General features: G+C 61.0%; 14 protein-coding genes. 13 read left to right on the top strand and 1 reads right to left on the bottom strand.

Going from position 1 to position 13,361, the window contains the following annotated elements; all coding sequences use genetic code 11:
- Positions 1-27: 27 nt before the first annotated feature.
- The gene (gene nudE, locus ACMGGK_RS00705; protein ID WP_015379304.1) at positions 28-582 is read left to right on the top strand and encodes an ADP compounds hydrolase NudE; all 555 of its coding nucleotides are present in this window, start codon (positions 28-30) and stop codon (positions 580-582) included.
- A 51-nt stretch (positions 583-633) separates the two neighbouring features.
- Here the strand turns inward: nudE and mrcA are convergent, their stop codons facing one another.
- A complete protein-coding gene (mrcA, locus tag ACMGGK_RS00710) occupies positions 634-3,192 on the bottom strand; it encodes a peptidoglycan glycosyltransferase/peptidoglycan DD-transpeptidase MrcA (RefSeq protein ID WP_049300725.1) in 2,559 nt (852 codons plus the stop codon).
- 121 nt (positions 3,193-3,313) lie between these two features.
- Between mrcA and pilM the strand changes: the two genes are divergently transcribed.
- From pilM to trpS, 12 genes are all read left to right on the top strand, one after another.
- Positions 3,314-4,147 carry a pilus assembly protein PilM gene (gene pilM / locus ACMGGK_RS00715; RefSeq protein ID WP_016930373.1) on the top strand — a complete coding sequence of 278 codons (834 nt, stop codon included), beginning with the start codon at positions 3,314-3,316 and terminating at the stop codon, positions 4,145-4,147.
- Positions 4,147-4,686 carry a PilN domain-containing protein gene (locus tag ACMGGK_RS00720; protein WP_143778633.1) on the top strand — a complete coding sequence of 180 codons (540 nt, stop codon included), beginning with the start codon at positions 4,147-4,149 and terminating at the stop codon, positions 4,684-4,686. The genes pilM and ACMGGK_RS00720 overlap by 1 nt, the downstream gene beginning before the upstream one ends.
- A complete protein-coding gene (locus tag ACMGGK_RS00725) occupies positions 4,679-5,173 on the top strand; it encodes a hypothetical protein (RefSeq protein ID WP_049300723.1) in 495 nt (164 codons plus the stop codon). Before ACMGGK_RS00720 ends, ACMGGK_RS00725 begins: the two co-directional genes overlap by 8 nt.
- Complete coding sequence (locus ACMGGK_RS00730) at positions 5,166-5,525, top strand: HofP DNA utilization family protein (protein ID WP_097101269.1); 360 nt, start codon at positions 5,166-5,168, stop codon at positions 5,523-5,525. Before ACMGGK_RS00725 ends, ACMGGK_RS00730 begins: the two co-directional genes overlap by 8 nt.
- Complete coding sequence (gene hofQ, locus ACMGGK_RS00735) at positions 5,522-6,766, top strand: DNA uptake porin HofQ (protein ID WP_049300722.1); 1,245 nt, start codon at positions 5,522-5,524, stop codon at positions 6,764-6,766. The genes ACMGGK_RS00730 and hofQ overlap by 4 nt, the downstream gene beginning before the upstream one ends.
- Before the next feature lie 349 nt (positions 6,767-7,115).
- Positions 7,116-7,637, top strand: coding sequence for a shikimate kinase AroK (gene aroK, locus ACMGGK_RS00740; protein WP_004391482.1), 522 nt, complete (start codon positions 7,116-7,118; stop codon positions 7,635-7,637).
- Between the two features lie 106 nt (positions 7,638-7,743).
- On the top strand, positions 7,744-8,844 hold the full coding sequence (aroB, locus tag ACMGGK_RS00745; RefSeq protein WP_016930366.1) for a 3-dehydroquinate synthase: 1,101 nt from the start codon (positions 7,744-7,746) through the stop codon (positions 8,842-8,844).
- 156 nt (positions 8,845-9,000) lie between these two features.
- The gene (locus tag ACMGGK_RS00750) at positions 9,001-10,014 is read left to right on the top strand and encodes an SPOR domain-containing protein (protein ID WP_016930365.1); all 1,014 of its coding nucleotides are present in this window, start codon (positions 9,001-9,003) and stop codon (positions 10,012-10,014) included.
- 84 nt (positions 10,015-10,098) lie between these two features.
- The gene (gene dam / locus ACMGGK_RS00755; protein WP_004930319.1) at positions 10,099-10,911 is read left to right on the top strand and encodes an adenine-specific DNA-methyltransferase; all 813 of its coding nucleotides are present in this window, start codon (positions 10,099-10,101) and stop codon (positions 10,909-10,911) included.
- Positions 10,912-10,962: 51 nt separating this feature from the next.
- On the top strand, positions 10,963-11,640 hold the full coding sequence (rpe, locus tag ACMGGK_RS00760) for a ribulose-phosphate 3-epimerase (protein WP_004930320.1): 678 nt from the start codon (positions 10,963-10,965) through the stop codon (positions 11,638-11,640).
- Positions 11,633-12,331 carry a phosphoglycolate phosphatase gene (locus ACMGGK_RS00765; protein ID WP_049300721.1) on the top strand — a complete coding sequence of 233 codons (699 nt, stop codon included), beginning with the start codon at positions 11,633-11,635 and terminating at the stop codon, positions 12,329-12,331. The genes rpe and ACMGGK_RS00765 overlap by 8 nt, the downstream gene beginning before the upstream one ends.
- Positions 12,332-12,333: 2 nt before the next feature.
- Positions 12,334-13,341: a tryptophan--tRNA ligase gene (gene trpS / locus ACMGGK_RS00770; protein ID WP_004930324.1), complete on the top strand. Its 1,008-nt coding sequence runs from the start codon at positions 12,334-12,336 to the stop codon at positions 13,339-13,341.
- Positions 13,342-13,361: the final 20 nt, after the last annotated feature.

Raw genomic sequence — 13,361 nt, forward strand, 5'->3', positions numbered from 1 at the left:
CGCCTGGGTAACCTCTTTGAGGCAATCATGGATAAACACCTGCAAAAACCTAAAATTCTGAAAGTGGAAACGGTCGCGCGTTCGCGTTTGTTTAACGTCGAGTCGGTCGATTTGGAATTCAGCAACGGTGTTCGGCGGGTGTATGAACGCATGCGGCCTTCGGATCGCGAAGCGGTGATGATCGTGCCGGTGATTGGCGATGACCTGCTGCTGATCCGCGAATATGCGGTCGGCACCGAATCCTATGAGTTGGGGTTCCCGAAAGGGCTGATCGATCCCGGCGAAGGGGTGCTGGAGGCGGCCAACCGCGAGCTGATGGAAGAGGTGGGGTACGGCGCGAAACGCTTTGATTTTCTCAGTAAGCTGACGATGGCGCCGTCCTACTTTTCCAGCAAAATGAATATCGTGCTGGCGCACGATCTCTATCCGCAGAGCCTGGAGGGGGATGAGCCGGAGCCCTTGCCGCAGGTGCGCTGGCCGATCGCCAACATGATGGCGCTGCTGGCGGAACCGGATTTCCGTGAGGCGCGCAACGTCAGCGCGCTGTTCCTTTCCGAGGCATTTTTGCGCGCGTCGCGCTGATACGCTTCACGCCGAATAAAAAAAGGGCCAGATTTCTCTGGCCCTTTTCGATCAGAACAGCTCGTGGCTTTCACCGCCCGGATCGGTCAACGTGGTGCCGGTATCGCGCGATGGGTAGTCCGTCGGCTGCGTTCCTTCGATGAAGTACTCGGAACGGCTGCCGCCGCCACCGCCAGAGAGCTTGCCGCTGCTCTTGTCGATGGTGACGCTGATGATGCCCGGCGGCGGCGTGACTTTCTGCTCTGGGATGCCTTCCAGCGCGGTTTTCATAAAGTCGTCCCACGCCGGCTGGGCGCTCTTGGCACCGCCTTCACCGCCGGAAATCTGATCCGGGATGGCGCCGGATACCGTCGAACGGCCCAGGTCGCGGCGGTGATCGTCAAAACCGATCCACACCGAGGTCACGGTATCCGGGCCATAGCCTGAGAACCAGGCGTCCTTGGAACTGTTGGTGGTACCGGTTTTGCCGCCGATATCATGACGTTTCAGATCGCGGCCGGCGCGCCAGGCGGTACCCATCCAACCCGGTTCGCCGAAGATGTTGCTGTTCAGCGCGTCGTGGATCAGGAAGGCCAGCTGTGTGCTGATGACGTGCGGCGCATACTGTTGATCGCCGTCCTGCTGTACCTGAGCCGGGGTGACTTGCTCCAGCTGAGGCATCGGCACCGTGCTGTTGTTGCCTTCCTGCGAGGTGGCGACGTTTTCGATGTTGTCGTCGGACAGCACCGCCGAACGGTGGGTGTCGCCGTAGATCACCGGCAGGTTACAGCTGCCGCACACCACTTTCGGTTTGGCTTCGAACACCGTATTGCCGTTATCGTCTTCAATTTTGGTGATGAAGTACGGGTCGACCAGATAACCGCCGTTCGCCAGCACCGCGTAGCCGCGCACCAGCTGCATCGGGGTGAAGGAGGCGGACCCCAGCGCCAGCGATTCGGTATGCACGATATTCTGCGCCGGGAAGCCGAAGCGCTGCAGATATTCCGCCGCGTAGTCGACGCCCATCGCGCGCATCGCACGCACCATCACCACGTTCTTCGACTGCCCCAGCCCCTGTCGCAGGCGAATCGGGCCGTCGTAGGTCGGCGGCGAGTTCTTCGGCCGCCAGTCGGTGCCGGCGCCGGCATCCCAACGGGTAATCGGCAAGTCATTCAGAATGGTGGCCAGCGTCAGGCCTTTATCCATCGCGGCGGTGTACAGGAACGGTTTGATGTTCGAGCCCACCTGACGCAGAGCCTGCGTGACGCGGTTGAACTTGCTCTGATTGAAGTCGAAGCCGCCAACCAGCGCTTTCACCGCGCCGTCGTTCGGGTTGATAGAGACCAGCGCCGAGTTGACGTCCGGCACCTGCGACAGCCACCAGGCTTCGTTCACTTTACGCACCCACACTTGCTGGCCGGTCTGCACTACGTCGGTGACGCGTTTCGGCGTTGGGCCTTGCTGAGTGTCCGAACGGTATGGGCGTGCCCAGCGCATGGTCGCCATCGGCAGGGCAATACTGCTGCCGTCGGCCAGCATCGCCGTCGCTTCCTGCGGGTTGGCGGCGGTGATCACCGCCGGCGCCAGCGGGCCGTAGTTCGGCAGGTTTTTCAGCGAATCGACAATCTGTTTGCGATCCCAGGCCGCTTCGCCGACTTTCCACAACACGTTGGATGGGCCGCGGTAACCGTGGCGCATGTCATAGGCCAGCACGTTGTTGCGTACCGACTCCTGCGCCGCCAACTGCAGCCGTTTGGTGACGGTGGTGTAAACCTTGTAACCGTCGGTATAGGCGTTTTCACCGTAACGCTTGATCATCTCCTGACGCACCATCTCGGAGAGATACGGCGCGGAGAAGCTGATTTCCGGCGCATGGTAATTGGCGACCAGATCTTCGGAGCGCGCCTGATCGTACTGCGCCTGCGTGATGTAGTGTTCGTCCAGCATGCGCGACAGCACCACGTTGCGGCGGGCAACGGCGCGATCGTGCGAATAGAGCGGGTTGAAGGTGGACGGCGCTTTCGGCAGGCCGGCGATGGTCGCCATTTCGCTCAGGGTCAGCTGGCTGACGTCTTTGCCGAAATAGACCTGCGCGGCGGCGCCTACGCCGTAGGCGCGGTAACCCAGATAGATCTTGTTCAGATACAGCTCAAGGATTTCATCCTTGGTGAGCATCTGCTCGATGCGCACCGCCAGGAAGGCTTCCTTGATTTTACGCATCAGGGTGCGTTCCGGGCTTAAGAAGAAGTTACGCGCCAGCTGTTGGGTAATGGTACTGGCCCCCTGCGAAGCGTGGCCGGAGACCAACGCGATGGAGGCGGCGCGGAAGATGCCGACCGGATCGACGCCATGGTGATCATAGAAGCGGCTGTCTTCGGTGGCGATGAATGCGTGCACCATCACCGGTGGAATTTGATCCAGTTTCAGCGGAATGCGGCGCTTCTCGCCGTATTGGGCGATCAGTTCGCCATCGGCGCTGTAGACCTGCATCGGTATCTGCAGCCGCACATCTTTCAGCGTTGCGACGTCGGGCAGCTGCGGCTCGACATATTTGTACAAGCCGAAAATCGAGGCTGCTCCCAGCACGATGCAACATACTGCAAGGATTAGTAAATACTTTACGAACTTCACCTGAGATTTCCCATTTCTAAGTCATTTGGGCAGTTTATAAACAACCGCGCGGTAGTATAAAGGCAAGCCTGCGACATGGATATGTTCTTTTATCATCTGATGTTATGGAGGCTTGCGAAACATGTTCCCTCAAGCATGGCAGGTGGGGCTGGATATACAAATCGACTGCGTGCGGGCGGTGGCGGCCCAACGCCGCCGCAACGGCTGGCAGTTGCGCCACTGGTGGCAGCAGGCGCTGCCGCAGGCGGTTTTACGCGATGGCTGTCTGGAACCTTCCGAATTCCTGATCCGGGCGCTGCGGCAATGGCGCGTCCAACTGCCGCGACATATTTCCTTACGCATTGCCCTGCCGGCGCAGCGCGTGTTGCAGCAACGCATGGCGCAGCCGGACGTGCGGCTGCGCGAGCCGGAACGCAGCGACTATATCGGCGGCCACGGTGTGAAGCAGTTTCCGCTCGATGGCCAGACGCTGGCGCTCGACTATCGCACCGCGCCGGCGGATGAGGCGGCGCTGTTGCTGACCGCCGCGCGGCGGCAGGAGCTGCAGCAGTGGCTGCATTGTCTGCGTCAGGCTGGCCTGCATCCGCAAGCGGTCGATATCACCCCCTGCGCGCTGCGGATGATGGCGACGGCGGCAGGCGTGCCGCCCGCTGCGGGGCTGATGCACCGTCTCGAACGAGAATGGCTGTGGGTGGCGCCGGCCGACGGCGCGTTCGCTTTTGGTCTGGCGCCGGGCGACGATGACGCGCAGGCGCTGCGGGCGCTGCAAGCTCAGATGCCGGTGGGCGACGATCGGCCGGTCTATGCCGGCAGCGTGCTGGCGGGAGCCTTGCCCGCCGGTTGCCTTGCCTGGTCGCCGCTCAGCGCCTTCACGCAGCTGCGTCCGCCGTTGCCTGCGCATCCTTCGGCGTTCGCGTTGGCCGGTGGCCTGGCGCTGCGCGAGGAGGATCGCTGATGTATCAGGTCAACTTTCTGCCCTGGCGACAACGCCGCGATCGGCGACGCGGCTATTTCTGGTTGGGCGTGCTGATGTTGCAGGTAATGGCACTGCTGCTGGCGCTGTTCCTGGTCGCCGGCCAATTGCGTCACCAACAGGCGCAGCGGCAGGCGCGGCTGGCGATGCTGGGTGAAGAGCTGGCGGCACTGACGTTGCTCGCCCGTCAGCAACAGCAAGAGCGGGCGCAGCGGGCGCTGCACCGCGCCCGCGCCGAACGGCAGGCGAGCAACGCCCAGCATAACCGGCGTTATTTTCAGCTGCTGCAGCAATTGTCCTCCAGCATTCCTCCACCGCTGTGGCTCACGGCGCTGGAGAGCGATGCGGTGAACGGCCTGCGGCTGCGTGGATTGAGCCGTTCTCCTGCGGCCATCACGCAGTTCGAACGGCGGCTGGCGGGGATGCCTGCGTTGCCGCGGTTGCGTTTGGCTGAGGTGGCGCAACGCGACGACGGCCTGTACACCTTTCATCTGGCGGCGCAGTGGGGGCGTGATGGATAACCGTTTGTCATCCGGGCTGCGCCTCTGGCTGAGCTTGCCGGGCTGGCTATTGCTGCTGTCGCAAGGGTTGGGTATCGGCACGTTGGCGCTGTTGGGCGGTGGCTGGATGCTGCAAGACGAATGGCGTCAGCGGGAAAGCGCGGGGGAGCGGCAACAGCGCCTGTTGCAACAGATCGCCATGGTGCAACGCCAACTGGACGAGGTGCCGGAAACCGCTATCCCGGCGGCGCCGCTTCCTCCGTCCACCAACGGCGATCTGGCGAGCGTGCTGCAACGGGCGGGAGGCGCCTTGTTGCGCTGGCAGCGGCAGGAAAAACCGCCGCGGCAAACGCTGAGCTTGCGCATTGACTACGCCGGTTTGCTGGCGCTGCTGGAGGCGCTGCCCGCCGATTTACGCCTCGAGCAACTGAGCGTGGAGACGCCGTCCCTTGGCATGACGGCGCGGTTGGTTTTGCAGGATGCCGCCGAGGATCAGCCCAATGAGTAAAAGACCCGGCCGTTGGTGGTGGCTGCTGTGGCCATGGGCATTATGCGCTGAGCCGCGCGACCCGTTTGCGCCGCTTCCGATGTCTGCTTGTGCCCAAACGGAGGCGTCGCCGGCGAGCTGGCGACTGAAAGGCGTCATCGGGCAACCGACGCTGCGCTATGGCTGGGTAGTGACGCCGGCGGGACAATGGTTGCGCCTGCGGCCGCAGCAACGGGTGCTGGCCGAGCGCTGGCAGGTGACGCAGGTGCAGGCGCGTAGCTTGACGTTAACGGCGCTGACGGCCGAACCGGATTGCCCGGCGAGCCAGGGCGACGTCTCGCTCATGATGGACAACAAGGATGGCAAACCATGAAAGGATGTGCTGGATTGGGCGTGGCGCTGTGGTGCCTGACGCTCGGCACCGCGCAGGCGCAGGATAAGCAGCGGGTTTCCCTGGAATTTCAGGATGCACCGGTCACGGTCATCCTGCAGGCGTTGGCGGATTATCGGCAGATGAACCTGATCGCCGCGCCCGGCGTGAGCGGCAACCTGACGCTGCGGCTAGAGAATGTGCCCTGGCCTCAGGCGCTGGCGTTGACCCTGCGCATGGGCAAACTGGCGATGACGCGGGAAGGCAACGTGATACTGATCTCGCCGGAGCCGGACGCGCAGGAAAAAAGGCAGCAGCGAGAGGCGTTGGCGCAGCGGCAACCGCTGCACAGCCTGACCCTGACGTTACAGAACGGCGATGCGGCGGAAATTGCCGAAAGCCTCAACGCCCAACGCGGCGCGTTGCTGAGCGAGCGTGGCAGCGTGTTGGCGGATAAACGCACCAATACGTTGCTGCTGCGCGACACCGCGCCAATCCTGACGCAGTTGAAAAAGCGGATAACGGAAATGGACGCGCCGCTGGCGCAGGTGCAACTGGCGGCGCATATCGTGACCATCAACCGCGAAAGCCTGCGTGAGCTTGGCGTGCGTTGGGGGTTGGCGGCCGACGACAGGCCGGCGCGGCCGTTGCGGCCGGGCAATGTCGGTGTCAATCTGCCGCTGGAACGCGGCGCCGTGAACGCCGGTTTTCATCTGGCGCGCATCAGCGGGCGTTTGTTGAGCCTCGAGCTGACGGCGCTGGAGCAGGAGAATCAGGTGGAGATCATCGCCAGTCCGCGCCTGCTGACGGCGCACCTGCAAACCGCCAGCATCAAACAGGGGACGGAGATCCCTTATGAAGTGTCGAGCGGCGCCAGCGGTGCGACCGCCATCGAGTTCAAAGAGGCGGTGCTGGGCATGGAGGTGACGCCGAAAGTGTTGCCGGACGGGCGCATCACGCTGACGCTGCACATCAGCCAAAATATGCCGGGGCGCGCCATCAGCCGCGGGGCGGGTGAGGCATTGACCATCGATAAACAAGAGATTAAGACGCAGATCACGGTGAAAAGCGGCGAAACCCTGGTGCTCGGCGGTATTTTTCAACGGCATAGCGGCAAGACGGCGGACAAGGTGCCGGGATTGGGGGATGCGCCACTGCTGGGGGGCTTGTTCCGGCAAAGCGGCGCACAACAGAAAAAACGCGAACTGGTGATCTTCATTACGCCGACTCTGATTAAGGGATAAGCGGCTGCCTGTCGGCTGGGCGGCAAATCTCCTAAAGTTGATGAGCAGATACACTTTTTTATCCCCTTGGGGGGATCTGCGTTTGACGCTGCGGCCGATTTAGCTTACAAGGGTTACCGAATTGAGCACCGAGGTTTTTTGTTAGCGTCAAGACGCCGTTAAAAACATATGGTTTCCCTCCCGCGGCGTGGATTGCGATTTATTCGGTTGCCAAACTACCAAGAGTGTTGAGATAATTTTTCGTCTGATCTCGCACTATCGCTCATGAGGTTTCAGTTTAGGTCCCGCCGCTGATTTGATTGGCGGGGCGGGTTAACATTAACGAATTGTCTTAGTAATACCGAAAAACATGGCAGAGAAACGCAATATCTTTCTGGTTGGGCCTATGGGTGCCGGCAAAAGCACTATTGGCCGTCAGTTAGCTCAGCAACTCAATATGGAGTTCTTCGACTCCGATCAAGAAATTGAGCGACGTACCGGAGCTGACGTGGGCTGGGTATTCGACGTGGAAGGGGAAGAAGGTTTCCGCGATCGTGAAGAAAAAGTCATTAATGAACTGACGGAAAAACAAGGGATTGTGTTGGCGACCGGCGGCGGTTCGGTGAAGTCGCGCGAAACGCGCAACCGTCTGTCCGCGCGCGGCGTGGTGGTCTATCTGGAAACCACGATCGAGAAGCAGCTTGCTCGTACCCAGCGTGATAAAAAACGCCCGCTGCTGCAGGTCGATTCTCCGCCGCGTGAAGTGCTGGAAGCCTTGGCGAAAGAACGCAATCCGTTGTATGAAGAGATTGCCGATGTCACCATCCGCACCGACGATCAGAGCGCTAAAGTGGTTGCCAACCAGATCATCAACATGCTGGAAAGCAACTGATTGCCGCTTTCCGCGTTCGCCGTCGGCCAATGCGGAGAACTGATTTGTGTTCCCCGCAGTTGCGGGGATCAACCACCGCCGCACCATACAGAGAACTGAGCGCGACATGGAGAGAATTACTGTAACGCTTGGGGAGCGCAGCTACCCGATTACCATCGCCGCCGGATTGTTCAACGATCCGGCTTCTTTTATGCCGTTGAAGGCGGGTGAGCAAGCGATGTTGGTCACCAACCAGACCCTGGCGCCGCTTTATCTGGAGCGTGTCCGGCAGGTGCTGGAGCAGGGCGGCGTCGTGGTGGATCAGGTGATCCTTCCTGATGGTGAGCAGTACAAATCTCTGGCGGTGTTGGAGCAGGTGTTTTCGGCGCTGCTGGAAAAACCGCACGGGCGCGATACTACGCTGATCGCCCTCGGCGGCGGCGTTGTCGGCGATCTGACCGGCTTTGCCGCCGCGTGCTACCAACGCGGCGTGCGCTTCATTCAGGTTCCCACCACGCTGTTGTCGCAGGTGGACTCTTCCGTGGGCGGCAAGACCGCCGTCAACCACCCGCTCGGCAAAAACATGATCGGCGCTTTCTATCAACCCGCTTCGGTGGTGGTTGATCTGGATTGCCTGAAAACGTTGCCGACGCGTGAACTCTCTTCCGGCCTGGCAGAAGTCATCAAATACGGGATCATTCTCGATCGCGAGTTCTTCGTCTGGTTGGAAAACAACATCGATGCGCTGATGGCGCTGGATATGCAGGCGTTGGCCTACTGTATCCGCCGCTGCTGCGAGCTCAAGGCCGAGGTTGTGGCCGCCGACGAACGCGAAAGCGGCCTGCGAGCCTTGCTGAATCTTGGCCATACTTACGGCCACGCCATCGAAGCCGAAATGGGCTACGGCGTATGGCTGCACGGCGAAGCGGTGGCTGCGGGCATGGTGATGGCGGCGGAAACCGCGCACCGTCTCGGCCAGTTCTCCGTTGAAGACATTGAGCGCATCAAAACGCTGCTGCTGCGCGCCGGCTTGCCGGTCTGCGGGCCGCAGGAAATGACGCCGGAATCCTATCTGCCGCACATGCTGCGTGACAAGAAAGTGCTGGCGGGTGAACTGCGTCTGGTGCTGCCGACCGCGATCGGTGCGGCGGAAGTGCGCGGCGGCGTAGGGCATGAGCTGGTGTTGGCGTCGATCGCCGCCTGCCTGCCTGAGCGGGCGAGTAATTAAATCGGACTAAGTAACAGTGGCTTAGCCGCCATTTGCATCTATATTAATACAGTGAGCAGAGCACGACGGGTGTCGCTTTGCCATCATCGGGTTAATCTGCCCGTGCCACGGTAGATCTACGGTGGCGGGCTTTTGCCTCTAGTTGGAGGGTTTCAGATGGACGAGTTTAAACCGGAAGACGATCTCAGACCTGATAGCAGCGATCGTCGCCCTACGCGCTCGCGCAAGCCGGCCGCCGCGCCGCGCTTCGCCGTTTCGCGCCAACATTTGATGATTGGCATCGGCATTTTGGTGCTGCTGCTGCTGATTATCGGCATCGGTTCAGCCCTGAAGGCGCCGACCAAACATGAAGCGGCTCAGGAGAACGGCGCGCAAAACGGCGGAGCCCGCGATATCAACCTGTCCGGTTCTTCGTCGCTGACCACCGCCAACAACGGCGTGCCGGGCGGCACGACGGATACCCACGATAACAACGGCGTGAGCGCGACTCAGCCGCAGCAACCGCAGAACGTCAGCGTTCCGCCGATCTCCGGCACGCCGACCGAAGCGCAAACGCAGCCTCAGCAGGGCGGTGCGCAGCAGCGCGTCGATTTGCCGGGCAACATGGCGGATGCGCTGTCGCAGCAGCAGGGGCAGGTGGATGCGGCGACCCAAGGCATGACTGGCGCAGCGTCGACGTTGCCGACCGCACCGGCGACGGTGATGAGCGGTGCCGCAGCGCGCGAAGCGACGCGTCCTGTGCAGGGAACCGCGCCGCAACAGCATAAAACGCCGGCGAAAACCGCCGCCGCCAAACCGACCGCAACGCAGCATAAATCACCGACCACGGTGTATACGCCGCCGGCCAAGCCGTCTTCCACCGCGAAAGCGGGAGCGGTCGCCAGCAGCGGCAGCTCTCTGCAGTCTGCGCCGGGCAGCCACTATACCTTGCAACTGAGCAGCGCTTCGCGTTCCGATACGCTGAACGCCTACGCCAAACAGCAGAAACTGCAGAATTACCTGGTGTACGCCACCAAGCGTGACGGCAAGCCGTGGTACGTGCTGGTGAGCGGCAACTATGCTTCTTCCGCAGAAGCGAAGCGCGCCATTGCTTCGTTGCCGGCGGATGTGCAGGCGAAAAAACCGTGGGTCCGACCTGTACACCAAGTGCAGCAAGATCTTAAAAAATAAATCATTTAAATTTGTGCGCTGATGTGCTGTCTGAAACAGAGTACAATCCGCCGCTCTGAATTGTATAAGTAGCTAATTGACGGCATGAAGAAAAACCGCGCTTTTTTAAAATGGGCTGGTGGAAAATACCCGCTGGTAGATGAGATTCGTCGCCATCTGCCGGCGGGAGACTGCTTAATCGAGCCCTTCGTGGGTGCGGGATCCGTCTTTCTGAATACGGATTACGACGCCTACATTCTCGCCGACATCAATAGCGATCTTATCAACCTGTATAACATCGTTAAGCTGCGCACGGATGACTTCGTGCGCGATGCCCGCACGCTTTTCGCCGATGAATTCAATAACTCGGATCAGTTTTACCTGCTGAGAGAAGAGTTCAATACTAGCACCGAGCCTTACCGCCGGGCGCTGCTGTTCCTGTACCTGAACCGTCACTGCTATAACGGCCTGTGCCGCTATAACCTGCGCGGCGAGTTCAACGTGCCGTTCGGCCGGTACAAGAAACCGTACTTCCCGGAAGAAGAGCTCTACTGGTTTGCCGAAAAATCGCGCAATGCCACTTTTGTCTGCGAGCATTACCGCGATACCATGGCGAAGGCCGTGGCCGGTGCCGTGGTGTATTGCGATCCGCCTTACGCGCCGCTGTCGGCGACGGCGAATTTCACCGCTTACCACACCAACAGCTTCAGCATCGCCGATCAGCAGAGCCTGGCGCATCTGGCGCACCAGCTCTCGGTAGAGAGCCAGGTACCGGTATTGATCTCCAATCACGATACCGAGCTGACGCGCGACTGGTACCAGCATGCTGCGCTGTATGTGGTGAAAGCGCGCCGCACAATCAGCCGCAACATTCTCGGCCGCAGTAAAGTGAACGAGCTTTTGGCGCTGTATCGCTAAGCCGGGGGCACCCCGGCGCATAACAACTCGACCCTACGTTTGGAGAAGCGGATGAAAAAGTTTTTGATTGCCCCGTCCATTCTGTCGGCAGATTTTGCCCGGTTAGGTGAAGATACCGCTAACGTGCTGGCCGCAGGCGGCGACGTGGTGCACTTCGACGTCATGGACAACCACTATGTGCCCAATCTGACCATCGGTCCAATGGTGTGCGAAGCGCTGCGCAACTACGGCATTACCGCGCCGATTGACGTGCATCTGATGGTCAAGCCGGTAGATCGCATCGTGCCAGATTTCGCCAAGGCCGGCGCGTCTTATATCTCTTTCCACCCCGAAGCTTCCGAACATGTCGATCGCACCATTCAGCTGATCAAAGAGCACGGTTGTAAGGCCGGTCTGGTGTTTAACCCGGCGACGCCGCTGAGCTACCTCGATTACGTGATGGATAAAATTGACGTGATCCTGCTGATGTCGGTCAACCCGGGCTTCGGCGGCCAGTCGTTCATCCACGGCACCCTGGACAAGCTGCGCCAGGTGCGCAAACTGATCGACGACAGCGGTCGCGATATCCGCCTGGAGGTCGACGGCGGGGTGAAGGTGGATAACATCGCCGAAATCGCCGCCGCAGGCGCCGATATGTTCGTCGCCGGTTCCGCCATCTTTGGCCAGCCGGACTACCGCAAGGTGATTGACGAAATGCGCAGCGAGCTGGCGAAGGTTACCCATGGCTGATTTCGGCGCGATCCGCGCATTGGCCTTCGATCTGGACGGCACGCTGGTCGACAGCGCGCCGGGTCTGGCGGCCGCCATCGATATGGCGCTGGAAGAGACGGGCCTGCCGCAAGCGGGTGAGGCACGGGTCAGCACCTGGATCGGCAACGGCGCCGACGTGCTGGTGCAGCGCGCGCTGCGTTGGGCGGAGGCGGAAGGCACGCCGGCGCAGTGCAGCCGGCTGCGTGAACGCTTCGACCATTTCTACGCGCAGACCGTCGACAGCGGCAGCCGTCTGTTCCCACAGGTGCAAGAGACGCTGGCCCGCCTGGCCGCGCACGGTTACCCGATGGCGCTGGTGACCAACAAGCCGACGCCGTTCGTGGCGCCGCTGCTGGCATCGTTGGGCATTGGCGACTATTTCTCGCTGGTGATCGGCGGCGACGACGTGACGGAAAAGAAACCGCACCCGGCGCCGTTGTACCTGGTGCTCGGCAAGCTTGGGCTGCGCGCGCATGAGCTGCTGTTCGTCGGCGATTCACGCAACGATATTCAAGCCGCGCAGGGCGCCGGTTGTCCGAGCGTCGGCTTTACCTACGGTTATAACTACGGTGAATCGATCGCCCTGAGCCACCCCGATCGGGTGTTGGAGCGCTTCGCCGATTTGTTGCCCGCTCTTGGGCTGTCATCTTTAGAGAATCAGGAAATTTAAACATGAGTAAGCCCATCGTATTTAGCGGCGCGCAGCCGTCCGGCGAACTGACCATCGGCAACTACATGGGTGCGCTGCGTCAGTGGGTGCAGATGCAGGACGACTACGACTGCATCTACTGCATCGTCGATCTGCATGCCATCACCGTGCGCCAGGACGCCGAGAAGCTGCGCAAGGCCACGCTGGATACGCTGGCGCTGTATCTGGCCTGCGGCATCGATCCGGAAAAAAGCACCATCTTCGTGCAGTCGCACGTGCCTGAGCATACGCAGCTGAGTTGGGTGCTGAACTGTTACACCTATTTCGGCGAACTGAGCCGCATGACGCAGTTCAAGGACAAATCCGCACGCTACGCCGAGAACATCAACGCCGGGCTGTTCAGCTATCCGGTGCTGATGGCGGCGGATATCCTGTTGTATCAAACCAACCAGGTGCCGGTGGGCGAAGACCAGAAACAGCACCTGGAGCTGAGCCGCGACGTGGGCCAGCGTTTCAACGCGCTGTACGGCGACGTGTTCAAAGTGCCGGAGCCGTTTATTCCTAAATCCGGCGCGCGCGTGATGTCGCTGCAGGAGCCGACCAAGAAGATGTCCAAGTCGGACGACAACCGCAACAACGTGATCGGCCTGCTGGAAGATCCGAAAGCGGTGACCAAGAAGATCAAACGCGCAATGACCGACTCGGAAGAGCCGCCTGTCGTGCGTTACGACGTGGTCAACAAGGCGGGCGTCTCCAACCTGCTGGATATCCTCGCCGGCGTGACCGGCAAGAGCATCGCGCAGTTGGAAGCCGAGTTCGAAGGCCAGATGTACGGCCACCTGAAAGGCGCGGTGGCGGAAGCCGTCTCCGGCATGCTGGCTGAGCTGCAGGAGCGCTACCACCGCTTCCGCAACGACGAAGCCTATCTGCAGCAGGTGATGCGCGACGGCGCCGCCAAGGCGCGCGCGCGCGCGCAGGAAACCCTGGCGAAGGTCTATCAGGCCGTCGGTTTCGTACCGCCGCAGGCGTAACGCCGGCGCAAATAAAAAAG

Origin of the sequence: Serratia sp. BNK-33-b (assembly GCF_048684565.1) — a bacterium.
Lineage (GTDB): Bacteria > Pseudomonadota > Gammaproteobacteria > Enterobacterales > Enterobacteriaceae > Serratia > Serratia marcescens.